This window comes from Candidatus Fermentibacter sp., from assembly GCA_030373045.1.
Classification (GTDB): Bacteria; Fermentibacterota; Fermentibacteria; order Fermentibacterales; family Fermentibacteraceae; genus Fermentibacter.
This window is the reverse complement of record JAUCPW010000004.1, coordinates 45309-64388: the sequence shown is the minus strand read 5'-3', so window position 1 is coordinate 64388 and position 19080 is coordinate 45309. Positions and strand designations below refer to the sequence as shown.

At 66.0% G+C, this 19080-nt stretch carries 13 protein-coding genes; 6 read left to right on the top strand and 7 right to left on the bottom strand.

Features of this window, described 5'->3' with window-relative positions; all coding sequences use genetic code 11:
* Positions 1 to 18 precede the first annotated feature (18 nt).
* Both QUS11_01485 and QUS11_01480 read left to right on the top strand, forming a co-directional pair.
* On the top strand, positions 19 to 1122 hold the full coding sequence (locus QUS11_01485) for a glycosyltransferase family 1 protein (protein ID MDM7991964.1): 1104 nt from the start codon (positions 19 to 21) through the stop codon (positions 1120 to 1122).
* Positions 1119 to 2138 carry a hypothetical protein gene (locus QUS11_01480; GenBank protein ID MDM7991963.1) on the top strand — a complete coding sequence of 340 codons (1020 nt, stop codon included), beginning with the start codon at positions 1119 to 1121 and terminating at the stop codon, positions 2136 to 2138. The genes QUS11_01485 and QUS11_01480 overlap by 4 nt, the downstream gene beginning before the upstream one ends.
* Here the strand turns inward: QUS11_01480 and QUS11_01475 are convergent.
* Positions 2127 to 3698, bottom strand: a complete 1572-nt coding sequence (locus QUS11_01475; protein ID MDM7991962.1) for a lipid II flippase MurJ — start codon at positions 3696 to 3698, stop codon at positions 2127 to 2129. The genes QUS11_01480 and QUS11_01475 overlap by 12 nt on opposite strands.
* Before the next feature lie 195 nt (positions 3699 to 3893).
* Between QUS11_01475 and QUS11_01470 the strand changes: the two genes are divergently transcribed.
* Genes QUS11_01470 through QUS11_01455 form a run of 4 tightly spaced genes read left to right on the top strand, consistent with a single transcriptional unit; the run spans position 3894 to position 11449 of the window.
* Entirely contained in the window at positions 3894 to 6299 is a 2406-nt protein-coding gene (locus QUS11_01470; GenBank protein ID MDM7991961.1) for a PAS domain-containing protein, read from the top strand.
* A 58-nt stretch (positions 6300 to 6357) separates the two neighbouring features.
* Positions 6358 to 7152, top strand: a complete 795-nt coding sequence (locus tag QUS11_01465; protein ID MDM7991960.1) for a hypothetical protein — start codon at positions 6358 to 6360, stop codon at positions 7150 to 7152.
* Between the two features lie 39 nt (positions 7153 to 7191).
* Positions 7192 to 9078 carry a hypothetical protein gene (locus QUS11_01460; GenBank protein MDM7991959.1) on the top strand — a complete coding sequence of 629 codons (1887 nt, stop codon included), beginning with the start codon at positions 7192 to 7194 and terminating at the stop codon, positions 9076 to 9078.
* A gap of 49 nt (positions 9079 to 9127) precedes the next feature.
* The gene (locus QUS11_01455) at positions 9128 to 11449 is read left to right on the top strand and encodes a PAS domain S-box protein (protein MDM7991958.1); all 2322 of its coding nucleotides are present in this window, start codon (positions 9128 to 9130) and stop codon (positions 11447 to 11449) included.
* On the opposite strand, the gene QUS11_01450 is transcribed toward QUS11_01455, so the two are convergent.
* The 6 genes from QUS11_01450 to QUS11_01425 all read right to left on the bottom strand — a co-directional run bounded on the left by QUS11_01450 (position 11376) and on the right by QUS11_01425 (position 19041).
* Positions 11376 to 13391 (bottom strand): ABC transporter permease subunit, encoded by a 2016-nt coding sequence (locus QUS11_01450; protein ID MDM7991957.1) that lies wholly within the window; start codon positions 13389 to 13391, stop codon positions 11376 to 11378. The genes QUS11_01455 and QUS11_01450 overlap by 74 nt on opposite strands.
* A complete protein-coding gene (locus QUS11_01445) occupies positions 13384 to 14136 on the bottom strand; it encodes an ABC transporter ATP-binding protein (protein ID MDM7991956.1) in 753 nt (250 codons plus the stop codon). Before QUS11_01445 ends, QUS11_01450 begins: the two co-directional genes overlap by 8 nt.
* On the bottom strand, positions 14129 to 15373 hold the full coding sequence (locus tag QUS11_01440; protein MDM7991955.1) for an ABC transporter permease subunit: 1245 nt from the start codon (positions 15371 to 15373) through the stop codon (positions 14129 to 14131). The genes QUS11_01445 and QUS11_01440 overlap by 8 nt, the downstream gene beginning before the upstream one ends.
* Positions 15374 to 15525: 152 nt before the next feature.
* Positions 15526 to 17019 carry a mechanosensitive ion channel family protein gene (locus QUS11_01435; protein MDM7991954.1) on the bottom strand — a complete coding sequence of 498 codons (1494 nt, stop codon included), beginning with the start codon at positions 17017 to 17019 and terminating at the stop codon, positions 15526 to 15528.
* Positions 17009 to 18484, bottom strand: a complete 1476-nt coding sequence (locus QUS11_01430) for an MFS transporter (GenBank protein MDM7991953.1) — start codon at positions 18482 to 18484, stop codon at positions 17009 to 17011. The genes QUS11_01435 and QUS11_01430 overlap by 11 nt, the downstream gene beginning before the upstream one ends.
* Positions 18485 to 18564: 80 nt before the next feature.
* A complete protein-coding gene (locus QUS11_01425; protein ID MDM7991952.1) occupies positions 18565 to 19041 on the bottom strand; it encodes a hypothetical protein in 477 nt (158 codons plus the stop codon).
* Positions 19042 to 19080: the final 39 nt, after the last annotated feature.

Here is a 19080-nt window from a genome sequence, read left to right as displayed (position 1 = left end):
TGAAACCAGGGATCGACCGTGAGGGTGGCGGTGAATGCGGCGGTGATGGCACATCCCCTCACCGGGGTTGCACGCTACGCTTTCGAGCTCGGGCGCGCTCTCTCAGGCCTCGGGCACGAGGTCGAGTACTGGACGTGGAACCGCTTCCGCTCGAGCCTCCGCGAACGGCTCGGGCCAGGCCCCGTGGTCAGGACATTCCCGCACATCCACGGGATCGGCCCGGCGGTCATGCCCTGGCTCACGAGCATGACCGCCCGCATCGACGTGCATCATTTCCCGAACGGCGACCTGCTCCCCAGCCGCGCCCCCCGGACGGCCATGATCCACGACATGGCGCCCTTCCTCTTCGATGGCATCCTCGACCCCGGCATGAGCGACTTCTACCGCCGGAGGACCGCCCGGGTGGTGAGGGAGTGCGCCGCGATCACCGTCAACTCGATGACCACGCTCGACCATCTCCTCGAGGTGTTCCCCGAGGCGCGAAGCCGCTGCCACCCGACTCCTCTGGGATGCGACCACGAGCTCGTCCCGCCCGGGGGGCCCGACGACCTGCCTCCTGGCGTCATCCCCGGCTATCTGCTGAGCGTGGGCACCGTGGAACCCAGGAAGGATTATGCGACGGCCATCCGGGCATCGAAGCTGCTGTCGGAGAGGTTCGGCGCCTCCTCGTTCCCGGGTCTGGTGATCGCAGGGGGAGACGGTTACCGCGCACAGGAGACCAGGGCACTCGTGCATGAACTCGGTATGGGCGGCATGGTGCACTTCACGGGATATGTCGGAGAAGACGCCCTCTCCACCCTGTACGCCCATGCCTCGGCATACATCCACTCCTCCCTCCACGAGGGCTTCGGCCTCACTGTCGCCGAGGCCATCCGGCAGGGCCTGCCGGTCGCGGCTGCCAGGAACAGCGCGATAGTCGAGCTGTTCGACGGGCTGTTCGTCGGTTTCGAGACTGGTTCCGCCGAATCGGCGGCCGAGGCCGCGGCAGTTGCTCTCGCCATGGGCCGTGGTTCCACACCGGTCGATCGAGAGTGTCATGCCATGAAGGTCCTGACCTGGGAGAACTGCGCCAGGCTCACCGAAGGCGCTTTCCGCGAGATCACCGGAGGCACCGGGGCATGAGATTCCTCGTGTCCTCCTGGTTCATCCGCCCGGGCGTCTCGGGGGGATGGACGACAGTCGCCGACCTGCTGCTCCCGGCCCACGGGATGGCCTTCATCGGGGCATCCGTGCCCGCCGGGATGCGGTCGTGCGAGGGAGTGCAGGTCAAGGGCCTGTCGGCCGGAGCACGGATGATCCGCAGATGGCCGGCGCTCAACAGGGTCAAGGAATCCCTCCAGAGGAAGGCCCATGCCCGCGAGACGAGGGGTGCATTCGCCGCCTGGGGGGCCGACATCGTGCTGTGCACGGACGAGAGGGCCGCGCTGGGAGCCTCCGACGCAGGCCTCCCGTACGCCATCCGGTATCACTCCAGACCCGGCCTGCTGCCTTCGGGCACCCGCGACAGTCTTGCAGCCTCGGCCCTGTTCGTGACCGGAGCCCAGCCCGGATTCCCCGGAGCGATCCACCTGCCACACTCCATCGATCTCGACAGGTTCACGTATGCCGAGCCCCCGGACGCCGAAGCCGCTCTCCTGACGACGAGCCTCGTGGAGGCCGAGCGGCCCGACATCTTCGTGGAAGGCGTCTCGATGTCGGGATTGAGGGGGACCGTGGCGGGTGACGGGCCTCTTCGCGACGAGATCTCGGAGATGTGCAGGAGGACGGGCGGAAGGGTGCGGCTGATCCCCCCGGTCCCCAGACTGGAGCTCCCCGGCCTTCTGTCCGGCCACCAGATCGGAGTCGCATGCCTCGAGGAGGGCTGGCACACCACCTACCAGATGAAGGTTGCAGAGTACCAGGCCGCCGGCCTCTTCCCGGCGGTCCAGCCCTGGTCCGAGCTCGCCATGACCGCCCCCGGGCTCACGAGGACCTTCCGCACCCCCGCCGAGCTGGCCATGCTGCTCGACGACCTGGCCGGGGACTGGGCCTCGACCCTCGAGGTGAGGCGACGGAACCGCGAGTACGCATACGCCCGCCATCACGTCAGGGACGCGAGGAGGCTGTTCGAGGAGATCCTGGCCTCGCTACCCCGATGACCGGGCGCGCCTGAGGCGGCCTGCGGCGAGCCTCGCCGGGGCGGCCCCCAGCAGGAGGCAGACAAGACAGTAGACACCCGCCGACAGGGTGGTGACCAGGGTCAGGTTGGCAGCCCTGTGAGCGAAATCGGCATCCAGGCCGACCGGGAGCGCCGTGCTCAGCAGGAGCCCCGCCGGAACCATGGCGGCAACCGCGGCCAGGAGCCTGGCATGCTCGATCAGCACCGGCCGGAACGAGATCTCCGGCGACTTCCTCCTGAAGAAGTGAACCAGCAGGATGGTCTTCGCGGTAGAGGTCAGGGTGGATGACAGCGCCAGCCCCGCTATCCCCATGGATTCCATCAGGATCACGTTCAGCAGCACGTTCGCGGCCATGCCCCAGATGCCTATCAGCACGGGCGTCCCGGTGTCCTTCATCGCGTAGAAGCCCCTGGAGACCACAGCCCCGAATCCGAACTGGGCCAGCCACGGGGCGTAGAACGCCAGCGCCCTCCCCACCAGCTCCGCGCTCTCCCTGTCGAAGCTTCCCCGCATGAACAGGACCGAGACCGCAGGCGTGGCGAACATCGACAGCAGGGCCGCCGCAGGCAGCATGAGGAACGAAGTCCAGTTCAGCAGGGAACGGAGCTCCTCCCCGAATGCAGGCATGTCTTTCCTCGCCGACTTCTCCGATAGTCCCACGTCGGCAAGCGCGGACATGGGCAGGAAGAGCACGGCCAGAGCCATGTCCCTGATCCTGGCGGCGTAGTCCATCGCCGTGACGGAGCTCTCTGCCAGCACCGACGCGAGCGCCCTGTCCGCCATGGGGCCGAGGAAGCCAAGTACGGCCCCGGTCATGACGGGGGCGGAAAGGCGGAGGAGGCGTGAAAAGTCGGCATCCCGAGGGTCGGGCTCGAACCGCGGGACATGCCCCGATCCGACCGCAAAGGCGGCGGAGACAGCGAATCCCGCCACCGATCCGGCCAGGCCCGATACCGGCAGGACCATGATCCCCAGCCTCGCGTGGAAGAGGGCGACCGTCGCGAACGATACGGCGATGTTCGCGACGCTGACCGCGCTAACGACACCAAACCGCCGCTGGGCGCTCAGGAGCCCTGTGAGGATCCCGGTGGATGCCACGAGTACCAGCATGGGCAGCATGATCCTCAGCATGCCTGCGGAGAGGTCGAGATTCCCTGCCCCGAGCCCGGGTCCCGCTATCGTGACCAGACCCCTGCTGCCTCCGAGCAGGGCGAGTATCAGCAGGCCTCCGGAAATACCGATCCAGCAGAGGATCCGGTTCACCAGGCCGGCGGCGGCCGCCCGGCCCTTTCTGTACAGGACCTCGGTGTAGACAGGGACGAAGCTCGAGCCGAAGGCGTGTGCTATCACCTGCTGGGCGAGGATCGGGAACACGAGGGCGACGGCGTAGGCGTCCGTCATGCCGCTGGTGCCGAAGACGCGCGCTATCTCGGCCTGCCTCAGGTACGTGAGAAGGGCCGTCAGCACGTTTCCGGCCGACATGAGCGAGAATCCCGAAAGCCTGCCCCTGGCCCCGATCAGGCCCGAAAGGAACGACACGGCCGTCCTCCGACGAAACGGCGGCATGGAGCGCCGCCCGGGCGATAGTACGTACGAATGCGGTGCATGTCGATCCCCGGAGCGCCGGCGCGCCCGCATGTGCGGCGCCCATCCGAGATAGACCCCGGCATCCCGTTCTGCAATAATCGAACCTGTATGCTTACCGGACTCCAACCACTCGCGGGACGGTGCAGCATGGGCACGAGCAGGAGGACCGGCGGAACGGCGGATGGGGATTCTCCGGCCCGGGCGGAGTTCTCCACGAATCCGGGTGCCGCGGAGAGCGAATCCGAAAGGCTCCTGGAAGGCCTCTTCTCAACCCTTGACGACGGCGTGACGATCCTCGACAGGGATCTCAGGGTCACCGGACTCAACGAAACGATCAGGAGATGGTTCGGGCTCACCGACGAAGCCCTGGGGAAGCCCTGCCGCGAAGTATTCCGGGTTCATCCTGAGGCCTGCAGGGACTGCCCCTCACGGAAGGCCATCGAAACCGGTCTCATGCAGTCCGGGGTCTTCCAGGAGTCCTTCCCCGGCTGTCCTCCGGGTTCCTGGATCGAGGTCACCTGCCATCCCCTCAGGGACGACCGGACGGGCGAGATCACGGGCGTCGTCGAACACTCGCGCGACATCACCGGCAGGCTGAAGAACGGGGACAGCATCCTGAGCAACGAGCAGTTCTCGAACGCCATCATCTCCGAATCCCCCATCGGCATATCGGTTCGCAGCCGCACGGGCAGGCTCCTCTCATGCAACCGCGCGTGGCAGAACATCTGGGGGATGTCGCGCGAGGAGGTCCAGAAGGATTTCGAGACCGAGAGGGAGGCCCTCACCCTCGACGACAAGGACAGCTATCTAGGCGAATGGACCTCCGAGCTGAGGAGGATCTACGAGAAGGGCGGCTCGCTCCACATCCCCGACATGAGGACCAACAGGAGCAGGCCCGGCTCGGCTTCATGGGTGTCGCAGCACTTCTATGCGATCCTCGGCGAGAACGGAAGCGTCGACAAGGTCGTGATCCTCACCGAGGACGTGAGCGAGCGGAAGGCGGCCGAGGCATCGTTGAAGGAGAGCGAGGGCCGGTACAGGACGCTCGCCGAGTCCTCCAACGACCTGATCTTCGTGATCGACAAGGAAGACATCGTGCGATACGTCAATGGAGCGGCGGCCAGAGCGCTCGGAAGTCGTCCGGATGAAATCATCGGCAGGAAAAGGGAGGAGTTCTTCTCTATAGGCATCTCCTCGCAGCAGCAGGCATCCCTGAGGGGAGTCCTGTCCCAGGGCAGACCCGCATACTTCGAGGGCGAGACGGGATTCCCGACCGGCATGCGCTGGATCGGCACCTGGCTCACGCCGCTCGAGGACTCGGGCGGGGGAGTGCCTGGAATCCTCGGAGTTTCGAGGGACATCAGCGAGAGGGTGGAATCCGAGAGGCGGGAGGCCAGCCTCCGTGAGCAGCTCAACCTCTCCCAGCGCATGGAGTCGGTGGGCCGCCTGGCGGGAGGGGTCGCGCACGACTTCAACAACCTGCTCACGGTCATCCTCGGCCACGTAGAGCTGGCCCTCGAGAGCTCCCCCCCGGGCCCGCACCCCATCCGCTCCTCCCTTGTCGAGATACGGAAGGCCGGCGAGAGGGCGAGGGACCTGACATGGCAGCTCCTTGCCTTCGGCCGCAGGCAGGTCCTCGTCATGAAGGAGGTCGACCTCAACGAGGTCATCCGCGGTTTCTCGAGCATCATGACGAGGCTGATAGGCGAGGATGTGAGGATAGAGACGGATCTCGACCCGTCCATCGGGAGCGTGATGGCGGATCCCGGCCAGATCGAGCAGGTGATAATGAATCTGGCCGTGAATGCGAGGGATGCGATGCCCTATGGCGGTACGATCGGCATCTCCACGCGCCGCTCCGCCGGGAGCGGAAACGGCGACCGCTTCATCGAGCTGTCGATATCCGACACCGGCACCGGGATGGACGAGGAGACACTCGCCCATCTCTTCGAGCCCTTCTTCACCACGAAGGAGACGGGCAAGGGCACCGGTCTGGGCCTTTCCACGGTCTACGGGATCGTGAACCAGCATGGCGGCCAGATCAGGGTGGAAAGCCGGCCCGGTGAAGGGGCCATGTTCACGGTTTCACTCCCCGAAACGGCCGGGAAGGGCGGCGATGTCTCCGGAGCTCCCGAGCCCGCCGGCGATGTGGCCGGGACCGCCCCCGTCGTGATGGTGGTCGAGGACGACCGGGCCGTACGGGGGCTTGTCTGCGGGCTCCTGAGGCATGCCGGATACAGGGTGATCGAGGTGGAGGATCCCCTGCGGGCCGCGGTCGAGGTTTCGGCCGCCGGCAGGGTCGACCTTCTGGTCACTGACATGGTGATGCCCGGCATGAACGGTGAGGCGGTCGCGGATGCGGTCTGCCGGATCGATCCGTCGATCAGGATACTCTTCATCTCCGGGTACCCGGGGGAGCTGGCCCAGGAAGCCGGCAGGGGCAGGAGCGCGGGTTTCCTTCAGAAGCCCTTCTCTGCCGCGAAGCTCTTCGAAGCGGTCAAGAAGGCTCTGATCGAAGACGAGCCGGCCATGTCCCCGGCGCCCGGGTCATGATCGGGCCGCGGATCACGGAACGCAGGCAGGACTCGGAAAGAACCGTCTGGAGGATCGGATGGACATCGTCAGACTGATAGTGATCCTGGCACCGGCGTTGATGCTGGCCCTGCTCGCGGGGGCCTGGCTTCTGATGCGCAGGACCATGCGGACCCGCATCGAGATGGACTCGCAGCTAAAGAAGGACTCCGAGATAAGCGAGTGGCTCGTCATATTCGGCTGGACCAGCAAGATCATCTATGCTCCGACGGTCATCCTCTCGCTGCTCTTCTTCGGTCTCTCCTTCGTCCCCGGAATCCACCTGGGCACTCTCGGCGCGGTGTGGCTCGCCGTGTTCCTCTTCAACTTCATCATCGAGGAATACGAAGTGGGCATGAAGGAACTCCTGATATTCCTCCTCGCCGGAGCGGCGCTGTTCGTATGGCTCTATCTCGTCGGAGTGCTTTCCGATATCGTCACCACGCTCGGCGAGGTCGACGCCAGGATGAACGGCTTCGCCTACCTGGCCTTCGCCCTGATCTTCCTGTTCGCCATCGGGGTGTCGTGGGTGAGGGGCCTCTTCAACTACGTAGCCATCACGCCCAACTACATCAACGTACAGAGGGGGCCCACCGAGAGCGGACAGCAGATCTCGCGGGAGGACTACAGCACCATCATAGACACCGGCGACCTCCTGGAGAGGATGCTCGGCTTCGGCAAGATCATCATCAGCTTCAGGGATGCCCACAGGCAGCCCATCTCCTTGCTCGTGTGGGGCATCGGCAGGAAGTCGCGCAGGCTCGAGAGCATCAGGGGCACGATCACGATAGAGGGGCGGCGGCGGGAGGATATGCCCGTACCGCCCGTCCAGTGACTTTGACTAGGCATCACCGGCGATCGGAGGGATCGGCGCATGTCTGACATCTCGTTCCGGAAGAGACTCAGGTACTGGTTCGACAACACGACCTCGCGGGGCACCGGGGCGATGATCGTCATGCTCTTCGCCGCCACGCTCGTCCTTGTCACCCTCGTTGCCGCGTTCGTCACCTCGACGGGCGTGGATCCCGATCAGAGAGGGTTCCCGGGAGTCGCCTGGGCGGGCCTGATGAGGACGCTGGATGCCGGGACCATGGGCGGGGACGAGGGCGGACCCGCGTTCCTCCTCTCCATGCTCACCGTCACGATAGGCGGGATCTTCATCGTAGGCACCCTGATCGGCATCATCACGAACGGGATCGACGCCAAGCTCGAGCAGATCAGGAAGGGCAGATCCTTCGTGGCCGAATCCGACCATACCATCATCCTGGGATGGTCGTCCCAGATCTTCACGGTGATCACCGAACTCGTCGAGGCCAACGCGAGCCTGAAGCACGCCTGCGTCGCCGTCCTCGCCGAGAGGGACAAGGTGGAGATGGAGGACGAGATCCGGTCCAGGATCACGGACACGAAGACGACGCGCATTGTCTGCAGGACGGGCTGCCCGATAGAGCTGGTAGACCTCGAGATAGTCAACCACAGGGACGCCCGGGCCATCATCATACTGCCGCCCGAGGGCGAGAATCCAGATTCCTGCGTCATCAAGAGCGTGCTGGCGCTGGTGAACAACCCCGCCAGGCGGAAGGAGCCCTACCACATCGTGGGCGTCCTCCGCGATCCCGACAACCTCACGGTTGCCGAGATGGTCGGCGGGGACGAGGTCCAGCTCATTCTCGCGGGAGACATGATCGCGAGGATCTCTGCACAGACATGCCGGCAGTCGGGCCTGTCCGTCGTCTACACGGAACTGCTCGACTTCGGAGGGGACGAGATCTACTTCAAGTCCGAGCCGGCGCTGACGGGGCGGACCTACAGAGAGGCTCTCCACGCCTACGAGGATTCCTGCCTCATCGGCCTGAGGAATCCCGACGGATCGGTGCGCCTCAACCCGCCGATGGACTCGCGGATCACGGACGGTTCGATGGTGGTGGTCATCTCGGAGGACGACGACACGATAAGGCTCTCCGGCAGGCCGGCCCCGGCTGTCGACAGCAGCTCTGTCTCCACAGAGCCCAGGCCTCACGGCGGACCCGAACGGACCCTGATACTGGGCTGGAACCAGAGGGTGCCGATCGTCGCACGGGAACTGGACGGATACGTCAACCCCGGTTCGGAACTGAGCATCGTGGTCGATCCGGAGTTCGAGCTCGACGAATCCCAGGTTCTCGGGAGGGAGTACCGCAACTCGAAGGTCACACTTTCGAGGGGCGACACCACCGACAGGGCCCTGCTCGACTCCCTCGACCTGGCCTCCTTCGACCACGTGATCATACAGAGCTACTCCGACGCTCTCGATCCTCAGCAGGCCGACGCCAGGACCCTGATCTCCCTGCTCCACCTGCGCAACATCCGCGAGCGGTCCGGATACTCCTTCTCGATCGTAAGCGAGATGCTCGACGACAGGAACAGGGAGCTCGCCGAGGTCACCCATGCGGACGACTTCATCGTGAGCGACAAGCTCATAAGCCTGATGCTGGCCCAGGTCGCCGAGAACCGTGAGCTGAAGGCGGTCTTCCGCGACCTGTTCGATCCCGACGGTTCGGAGGTCTACATCAGGCCGGCGTCCATGTACGTGAAGACGGGGGTGGCGATGGACTTCCACACCGTCGTGGAGGCCGCCGCCCTCAGGGGCGAGACCGCCATCGGCTACAGGCTGATGTCCGAGGTCGACAAGCCGCAGGGCGGCATAGTGGTGAACCCAGACAAGTCCGGTGCCGTCACCTTCACCGGACGGGACAGGATAATCGTCCTGGCCGAGGACTGAGAGGAGCGGGATCACCGGCATGCCGGAACCAGGAAGGAGCCCCTGGGAGGTGCCTGGCGGACCGGGAGCGATCCCCGGACTGGCAGGAGCGCTGCTCGATCTGACCCGGGAGGGGATCCTCGCCGTCGACGGCGGCGGAGCCATCCGGTTCATCAACGCCGCAGCCGCATCCCTGGCGGGCACCACGCCGGGCGAAGCCCTGGGCAGACAGGCATCCGACGTGGTCCTCCTCATGGACGACGACACGGGGGAGGACATCCCGCTCCCCGCCCCTCCTCCGCCTGACGGGCCGCCGGCCCCGAGAGGGAGGACATGCTCGGTCATCGCCAGGTCGGGGGCCGCGAGGCGCATATCGGTGACGGCCTCGCACCTCGCGGTTCCGGGCGAGCCGGAGGGCTGGACCTGCTACGGCATGATCGACGAGACCTGGCGCCGCGTCGCCGAGGACTCCCTCAGGAACAGCAACAGGCTGTTCAACAGCATAGTAGAGAACAGCTTCGACGCCATCTACATCCTGCGGGGCAGGAGGTACGAGTACGTCAACTCGAGCTTCTGCTCGATCACCGGCTACTCGTACGGAGAGCTCACCGCGCCGGACTTCGACTACAACGTGCTGATCGTCCCCGAGAAGCGGGAGTTCATGGAGGGGAGGTTCGGCGCCAGAGCCGGCGGGATCGCGATCGATCCGCACTACATGATCGGCGTGAGGCGCAAGGACGGCGGCACGGTCGAGGTGGAGGTCGTCACCGTCCCCATAGGCAGGCCCGGCGAGGTGCTCGTCCTGGGCATAATGAGGGACGTCACGGAGCGCGTCAGGGCCCAGAGCGAGGCCAAGGGCTCGGTCGAGCTGATGGAGGGGATCCTCTCCGCCATGGAGGATACGGTCTTCAGGTTCGACGCCGGGGGACGCTTCCTGTTCGTGAACTCACCGCGGATCGAGCTCCTCATGCCCCCGGCCCGCTTCATCGGCAGGCACTACTCCGAGATCCTGCCGCCCCAGGTGACCGAGCTGATGAATCAGGCCATGGGGATACTCCGCGAGGGCGGGACCACCGAGTTCGAGTACACCCTGAGCCTGTCCGGGGGGGCGAAGTTCTACTCCACGAGGCTGTCTCCCGTGATGCACGGCGGCAGGTTCACCGGCGTCGTCTCCACGGTGCGCGACGTTACCGACATCAAGAAGGCGGAATTCGACCAGAAGGCCCTCGAAGAGCAGCTCCAGAGGACCCAGCTCTACGAGAGCCTCGGCATGCTCGCAGGCGGCATCGCACACGACTTCAACAACATCCTCATGGCGATCATCGGGAACACGGACACCGTGATGGAGCAGATCGACGGGCCCGAGTCGGCGCGCCGGCTCCTCGCCGAAGTGGAATCCTCCTCCAGGAAGGCTTCGGACCTCTGCCGCCAGATGCTCACCTACGCCGGAAGAGGCGGTTCGAGCAAGGTGAGCCTCGATCTCAACACCCTGATCCTGGAGATGAAGGACCTGCTCTCGGTCAGCAGGCCGGACGGCGTTTCGCTCGAGTTCGTGATGGGCGACGGGCTGCCCCTGGTGGAGGCCGACCCGACCCAGATCGGGCAGATCGTGTTGAACCTGGTCAAGAACGCCTTCGAGGCCCTGCCCGGCTCCGGCGGATCCGTCGCGGTACGGACCGGTGCGGCGATGTTCGACGAGAGCTCCCTGAGGGGCTTCTTCCTGCCGGCCATGCTTCGCTCGGGCGAGTACGCCTACATCGAGGTGTCGGACGACGGATCGGGCCTCGATGCGGGGCAGAAGGAGAAGCTCTTCAACCCCTTCTATTCGACCCGCGGGCCCGGGAGGGGGCTGGGGCTTGCGGCGGTGCTGGGCATCTCGCGCGGACACGGTGGATCCGTGCGCGTCTTCAGCGAGAAGGGGCAGGGCACCACCGTCCAGGTGCTGCTCCCGTCCCTTCGCCCCCAGGGTTCGTCACCCGCCGTAGATGTTCCGGTCAGGCGCGGAGAGAGGGCTCCGAACGGCTGCGTACTGGTGGTCGACGACGAGGAGATCGTGAGGAACGTGCTCGAGAGGATGCTCGTCAAGATAGGCTACACCGTCACTGCCGCCTCTTCAGGGCTCGAGGCCGTCAACATCTTCAGGAGGACGAAGGGCGGGTTCGATGCGGTGATACTCGATCTGGCGATGCCGGGGATGGACGGTCCCGAAGTCCTCGAGTTCCTGCGAGGCATGGATCCGGCCGTCAGGGTGATAATCGCAAGCGGCTACAGCAGGCTCCAGGTCGAGGAGAGGATGGGGTCGCGGACGCCCGACGGCATCATGCAGAAGCCGTTCCGCCTCGACGGCCTCCTGTCGATCCTGGGTCCCGCCCCCGGCCGGCCAGGGGCCTGACCCGGCCCCTTCCCATCAGCAGCAGCCCTCCGACTACGACAACGGCAGCAGCGGCGTGCCCCCACAGGGGCAGCCCGACGGGCTCGACCGCCTGCCTGGCCGCGAGCAGCGCGGCGGCATTCGAGGCTGCATGCCAGACCATGCCGGTGAAGAGCGAACCCGACCTGAGCACCGCCAGGCCCGCCAGGAACCCGATGAAGGCCGTGGGCACTATCCGGAAATAGAGGAAGTGGAACATCCCGAAGACCAGGGCCGAGGCGACGAGCGCGCCGTGAGGCCCCCACCCCCTTCGCTCCGCGAGCGAACCCATCAGGACGCCCCTGAAGACGAACTCCTCCACGATGCCGGGGATCAGGCAGAAGAGCAGGATCATCCCGGCCAGATCCGTCGAACCGGTCGTCATCGTGTCGCCGAAGTCGTGGAGCACGCGCTCTCCGGCAGGCAGCAGGAGCGAGGCCAGCCTGTACAGGTCCGACGAGAGGATCACCCCGCCTGCGGCACAGGGCAGCGCCAGGAGAGGGGCGAGCAGCCCCGGCGACCTCAGCCTGAGGACGGTCCGGGAGGGAAGCCTGTACCTGATCGCGAGATAGACGGCCGGAGCCAGGAGGATCAGGAACTGGCCGACCAGCAGGGATGTCCGGACGTCGTAGAGCCTCTCCATCTGCATGGATGTTATGACGTTGACGGCCCAGATCACGCCGTAGACCTGGAAGGCCCGCCTTCCCAGCATGCCCGGCCCCGGTTCCGGGGATGCGGAGCCCCGGATGATGCCCTCGCCCGACATCGCCCTGGCCGCCGCCCATGCGAGGATCGCGGCGAGTGACAGGGTCGAGAGGGCGGCGAGCAGCAGGCCCGGGATGTCCTGCCTGCCCGAGAGGATCTCGCGGAAGGAGACCGCCAGGCCGGCGACTGGCACCGCCCTCATCACCGGGGCGCTGCCTATCCCGGGGAAGAGCGTCACGAGGGTGGGGGCGGCGGCGGCCAGGAGGGCAGGGAACATCTTGAGCTGAGCCTCCTTGAAGGTCGAGGCCCCGGCGGAGATGAACAGGACAAGGGCGGCGGCGAAGACCGCCGCCGGGATCACCGGCACGAGGAGGAGCGGCGAGAAGGCCGAGGCGGGGGGCAGGAATCCCCCTCCCTGCGTCTCGAAGAAGCCTAGTCTTGCGAGAAGGGCGAAGTCGGCTGCCTGGACGAGGGCCGACATGAGACCCACGGCGCAGGCGGCGGAGAGCTTGGAGGCCGTGATCACCCCCCTGTCGACACCGGTCGAGAGCAGGGTCTCGAGCGATCCCCGCTCCCTCTCTCCTGCTATGCTGTCCAGCGCGGCCACCGACACCCCGGACAGGAGCAGGAGCATCACGAACAGCATGGCCAGCCTGCCGAAGTCCGATCCCTCCCTCGCCCCCGGCGGGGCGAGGTCCTCGATCCGGATCATCGTCGAGTCAGGCGCCCACGAGACCCCCGACCGCGCCAGGACCGCCTCCCTGGTGGAGTCGCGAAGCGATTCGAGCCGGGGCAGGATGACGTCGAGAGCGGCCCGTGACATGTCCATGTCGGCCCTGTAAGCCACGTCCACGACGGGCACCGGACGCCTGCCGACATCAGCCGTGACGATTGCATGCACGAGCCCGGAATCGAGCTGCGCCGGGTCGGGAGAATCCGTGAAGGACACCGAGACCGGGCCGCCGCCCGACGCGATCGTGCGGGAAACCGCCGAGATGACGGAATCGGGGGCGTTCCCCGACAGGACGATCCTGCACGTGTCGCCGGCGATCTCCTCCTCCCGGGTTTCTGCGATCTTCGCGGAGCCGAACATCAGTACGGGAGTCAGGACTGCCGGCAGGACTATGGAGATGAGGAGGGTCTTCCTGTCGCGGAAGAGCATCCGGAGCTCCGCGCCCAGGAGTTCCAGGAACGCCGTCCACCGGGGATTCTCAGACACGCGCGGACTCCACCAGTGACACGAAGGCATCCTCGAGGGTGTTCGCACGGGTGTGTTCGAGGAGGCCTGGCACGGTGCCTTCGGCGAGGATCCTTCCCTGGTGGATGACGGCGATGCGGCTGCAGATCCTCTCGGCCTCGGACATCACATGCGTGGAGAAGACGACGGCGTGCCCGCAGTCGCGCAGCGATTCGATCATCGCGAGCATCTCGTGCGCGTTGAGCACGTCGAGCCCGGCCGCCGGTTCGTCGAAAACCAGCACCGGCGGGTCGTGGACTATCGCCCTCCCGATAGAGACCTTCTGCTTCATCCCCGTGGAGAGCCTCTCGATCCTGGTGTCCGCATAGGAGCCTATCGACATCATCTCCACGACCTTCTCGACCCTCTCCTCCAGGCGCTCACGGGGGTATCCGTTCATCCTGGCGAAGAACCTGAGCGTCTCCCTGGCGGTGAGCCTGGGATAGAGCGCAGTGGTGGACGAGAGGAAGCCGAGCGATCTCCGGGCGGCCTTCGGGTCCTCACGCACATCGTGCCCGTCGACCGAGGCGGTTCCGGATGTGGGTTCGATGAGCGTCGCGAGCATCCTGAGGGTGGTGGTCTTCCCTGCGCCGTTGACCCCGAGGATGCCCAGGACCTCACCCCTGTCGACGTGGAAGGACACTTCCTCCACGGCCCTGACGACGCCCCTCGAATCGTCGACGAACGATTTGCACAGGTCGACAGCCGTGACGGCGCTGTCAGGCATGTCCGATGCTCCTCCTTCCGCGCAGCAGGGAGAAGAGGCTCCTCTTCCCGGTGGCCTCTCCGGGGAAGGCCGCCTCCTCACGCGACAGCAGCGACGATGCGGCCCAAAGGGCGGCGAGGCAGAACAGAGCCGTCGAAACCGCCGAAACGATCATCGGGAGAGGTTCCACGGGCCCCGTCAGGGAGTCCCTCAGGAGCAGGGCCGCGTTGAGCACCGGCACCGCCGCCGTGGAAACCGAGAACGATATCGAAGGATCCTGCATGAAGATGACGGGGAGGACCGACAGCAGGTAGACCGGCGTCACCATGGCCTGCCCCTCCTTGTAGTTCCGCGCCAGTGACGAGGAGGCGATCATGAGGGCGGAGAGAAGAGCCGAAAGAAGGGCGGAGGCGAACACCGCCGAGAACGCGGCGCCCGGTTCCACGGCGAACGAGATCTCCTCCCCCTCGCTGCGCAGCAGAGGGCCCAGGATGGCGGATACGCACAGGATCATCGAGGCCGTGTTGAGAAGCCCGGACGTCATGCCCGAGACCAGGACCGAGAGGTACTTTCCCGCCAGGATCGAGAACCTGTCCGCCCCGGTGGAGAGAAGGGTCTCGATCGTCCCCCTCTCCCTCTCTCCCGCGGTGGCGTCCACGGCGGTGTAGAAGCAGCCTATCGAGACCATCACGGCGAACGTGGCCGGGAGGAGGAGGCCGAGGATGAACCCGCCCATGTCCCTGCCGCCGGCTTCGTTGGATGTCGATATGCGGAACACCTCCCACTCCGCGCGTCCGATGCCGAGGCTGTCCCTCAGGCGCGCGAATCCTGCCGCCCGCACGTCCCTCGCCAGACCCTCCAGCAACCCTGCAGCCGTCCTGCCCCTGTCGGTCGAGAGGTCCGCGGTGATGACGCAGCCCCCCGGGAGGCCATCCCCACCTGGGACGGGCCCCGCGGTTGCGTCGAACCCTCCGGCCGGACCCCCGGTCTCCGCACCGCGGGAAACGAAGAACGCGTCGATGGAGGGATCCGCTCTCAGTTCCCCGGCAAGTGCAGGGTCGATGCCCGGAGAGATGCCGACCCTGTACGACGTGTCCTCGGAGCCCGCGTCGTACAGGAGGGCTACGGTGATGCCGAGCCAGAGCATGACGGGATAGAGGAGAAGGGGTATGACGATGAAATGGGTGGTCAGGGTCCTGTCGCGCAGGGCTCCCCGCAGTTCGTTGCCGAAAACGGTCCGGATCGTCGATCCATCCATGGCGGGAAGCTAATGCCGACGGGCTTCCTGCGCCATCCTCCATGACCCCGGGCGGTGAAGGACGTCGAGGAGAGGGAGCCATCTCGAGGCTCCTCCTGGAGCCGGGCTCGCTCGAGGCGGCGGGCCCGAACGGGAGGGCTGGCGGCCCGGGATCAGATCCCGAAGAAGCCCCTGATCTTCGAGAGGATGTCGGCCCTGGAGCGCTGGGGGGCGCGGGATTCCTGACCGCTCGACAGGGCGGCCCTCTCGGCGTTCTCCTTCAGCCTCTCCTCCAGTGCCGCGGACAGGACCTCCACGGCGCCGGCATCGGTGCTGATCACGGAGGCGAAGTCGTCCTTCGCTATCCGGATCACCTCGGTATCCGACTCTGCTATCACGGATGCCGACCGCGGCTCGCCGGTGAGCAGGCTCATCTCGCCGAAGAAGTCGCCTGTCCCGAGCATCGCGACCACCGCGCGGGACGACGCTCCCGCCACCTCGACCCTGAGCTGCCCGGACTTCACCAGGAACATCGAGTCGCCGGTGTCGCCCTGTATGACCAGGCTCTCGCCGGCCGAGAACCTCTGGATGCAGGATGTGGCTGAGATCGAGCTTATCTGTGCGTCCGAGAGGCCGTCGAACAGCGGGATGGAACGCAGCTCGGCATAGATGGTCTCGTAGGCGGAGTCCTCCCTGCGCTTCTCGAGATCCTCGGGGATCATCCTGACGTTGACGTCGCGCACGGGGTAGGGGATCTCGATGCCCGACCTGCGGAGAGCGTACCAGATGCGCGTGGCAACGGCGTCGAGGACGGCGTACTTCCTGCCGTAGTCGTCCATCCAGAACCTGAGTTCGTACTCCACGGCGGAGTCGCCGAAGGACTTGAGGAACACGTGGGGCTGGGGCTCCCGCCTTATCTCCTCGATCTCCCGCGTCGCGGAGACCAGGGTGCTCTTCACCACGCCGGGGGGATGCGGATATGCTATGCCCATCTGGAAGCGGGCCATGAACGGGCTGATCTTCGACAGGTTCCTGACCTTCTGCTTCGTGATGCTCGAGTTGGGGTGGATTATGACGTGCGAGCTGCGGTCGCGCATGTAGATGGCGCGCCAGCTCATCTGCATGATCTGCCCCTCGTCGCCGTCGATCTCGACCCAGTCGCCCACCGCGAAAGGCTTCTCCATCTGGAGGGCGAGGCCCGCGACCACGCTTCCGAGGACGTCCTGCAGGGAGAGGCCCACCACCGCCGACGCCACGGTGGATGTGACGAGAAGGGCGTTGAGATCGACGTGGAAGACCGTCTTCAGCATGCTGACGGCCACCACCGCCAGGACGAGGAAGTTGATCAGATCGATTATCAGCCGCGGGACGGAGATGTTCCGCCTGTGCCTGAGGAACTGCTCCCAGAGCAGGATGTTCATGAGCTGCAGCAGGGCGTTCGCCGAGAGCATGACGGCCGTGGTGAGGAAGATCTCCATGCCGGTGCCCGAGACGTCGGGATGGATCGCCCTGGTGACGAGGTAGGCCGACAGCACGGCCACGGCCAGGAAGACCCAGAAGCCCAGCCGCCTGCCCTCGCTGACGTTCCTGAGGAGCCTGATCATCAGACCCGATGCCAGGCCCAGCGCTACCGCGGTCAGTATGCTCGTGAGGAGATCAGGATTCATCTCCACCTCCGTCGGTGGGATTATCTAAATCCCCGCGCCCCGCGCAAGCCTCCCCGCGCCTGCTGCCGGAGGTGAGCACCGCGGCCAGGGCCACGACCTTCACGGATGCGAACTCCAGCACCCTCCTGATCACGGCGGTGAAGGGCCTTGCCTGGGGCTCCTCGACCCAGAACAGCGGGACTAGGGCCGTCAGCCTCAGCACTCCCGTGCCGAAGAACAGCACCTGCATGGGGTGCAGGATGTAATCCCCGATCATGGCGTACCCGGGCATGAATGCGCCCGAGAGGAGCATGGTGACGATCATGCCTGCGCCGCAGACTGCGGCGTAGAGGCCTGAACTCGCCTGCCTCCTCGCGGGAGGCGAGATCGAGAGCACGAAATTGGTCGACACGATGGCCGCCCCGGCCCACATCGTCCCGGACAGGACGGCCTCGACGTAGATCAGCCAAACCGTACCCGGCCCTGCCGCGACCCAGAGCATGGGGTTGATGCTGCCGAGTATGACCGCAAGGGCCATCGCGTTCCTGTTCCCCCAGCGGTCGATGAACCGGCCCCATACCCTCAGCGAGATCATGGCCGCCACCGTGCTCAGGGTCCCGTAGATCTGGATCGAGAAGATGCTCATGTGGAGGACGCTGATCATGAAGGGCTGCCAGAACGGGGCCCCCACGCCGACGGCCAGCATCCACCACAGCCCGAACAGGGCCAGCTTCCTGAAATTGCGGTCGGCAAGCGGAGACAGGATCATCGAGAGGGGAGGGTCGGTCTCGATCTCCTTCCTCCTCTCGGGCTGCCGGCGGAGGATCGTCAGCCCGAAGAGCCCCAGGCCCCCTGCCAGAAGGAACAGCACGAGGAATGCGTGCATGGACATGGAATGGAGGTCGGGCAGGTCGAGCAGGCGGACGATGCCGCCCGCCACGCCGGAGGGCTCCCTCTCGAACATGTCCATGCCGATCCCGAAGACGTAGCCGACGGCAAGCCCGGCGAGCATCAGCACCTGGTTCCTCCTGGCGAAGAACCGGCCCCTGATGCGCATCGGGACCATGTCGCCTATCCATCCCATCCAGGCGTTGGTCGAGACGGCCTGCAGGGCGGTGGACACGGTGAAGGCGAGCAGGAAGGCGTCCAGCGAGCCCGATCCGGCGATGAGGAAGGGAAGGGCGCCGAACACCGGGGTCATGCCCCGCCCCAGGGCCGCAAGCGTGATCACCGCACGCTTCCGTCTCGTCAGCGACCTCGTCATCACGACGCCCACGGGCTGGAAGAGCTGCGAGACCTGCCCGGCGGCGGAGAGGAGCCCGAAGTGCATCGGGCCGGCTCCCATGGCGATTGCCAGCTTGGTGAGGAAGACGCACCCCGGGCCTGCGAGGCTCGCGAAGATCTGCGAGAACAGGCCCTCGGTTATCGAGATGTCTATCGTGCGGCGGAGTTCCGACCCCCCGCCGGCGCGTCCCGTCACGGCCATGGATCCTCCCGGCGCGGCGCAGGGCCGCGCATCGGGGGGAATCTAAGCCATTCCGGCTTCCACAGTGGGGTGGACCGGTGCTAGCCGCCCATCGGCGTGTTGCCGAAGTAGTCGCACAGCCGCCATCTGCCGTTTTCACGCCTGAGTTCGACCGTGATCACGCCCTCGTTGCCCATGAACGAGAAATCGACGGGGAGGAGGGCACGGGAGCCGTCGACCACCGGCGTGCCGATGCTGTATTCGACCATCGCCACAAGGCCCAGCAGGGCGTCGGATGTGAGGACGTCCCTGAGGATGGCCCTGGGATCGGCCGAGCCGATCGCCGCCGGGTCGATCACGACTCCGAACCCTTCCACGAGTTCGGCGAGCCTTTCGGGGTCTGCGTCGGCAAGCGAATCCACCAGTCCGAACGCGCTGTTCGAGAGGAGGGAGAGGGCCGTGGTGCTGTCACGGATCGTCACGGCATGGAGGAATCTGTCGAGGACCCTGTCAGGACCGGTGCCGCCCTGCGGCGTACCGGCCTGGATCAGCGACAGCGCTAGGACGAGCAGGTTCAAGATACACCTCTTTCCCGGGCCGGCAGGTTCCCGGAGGAG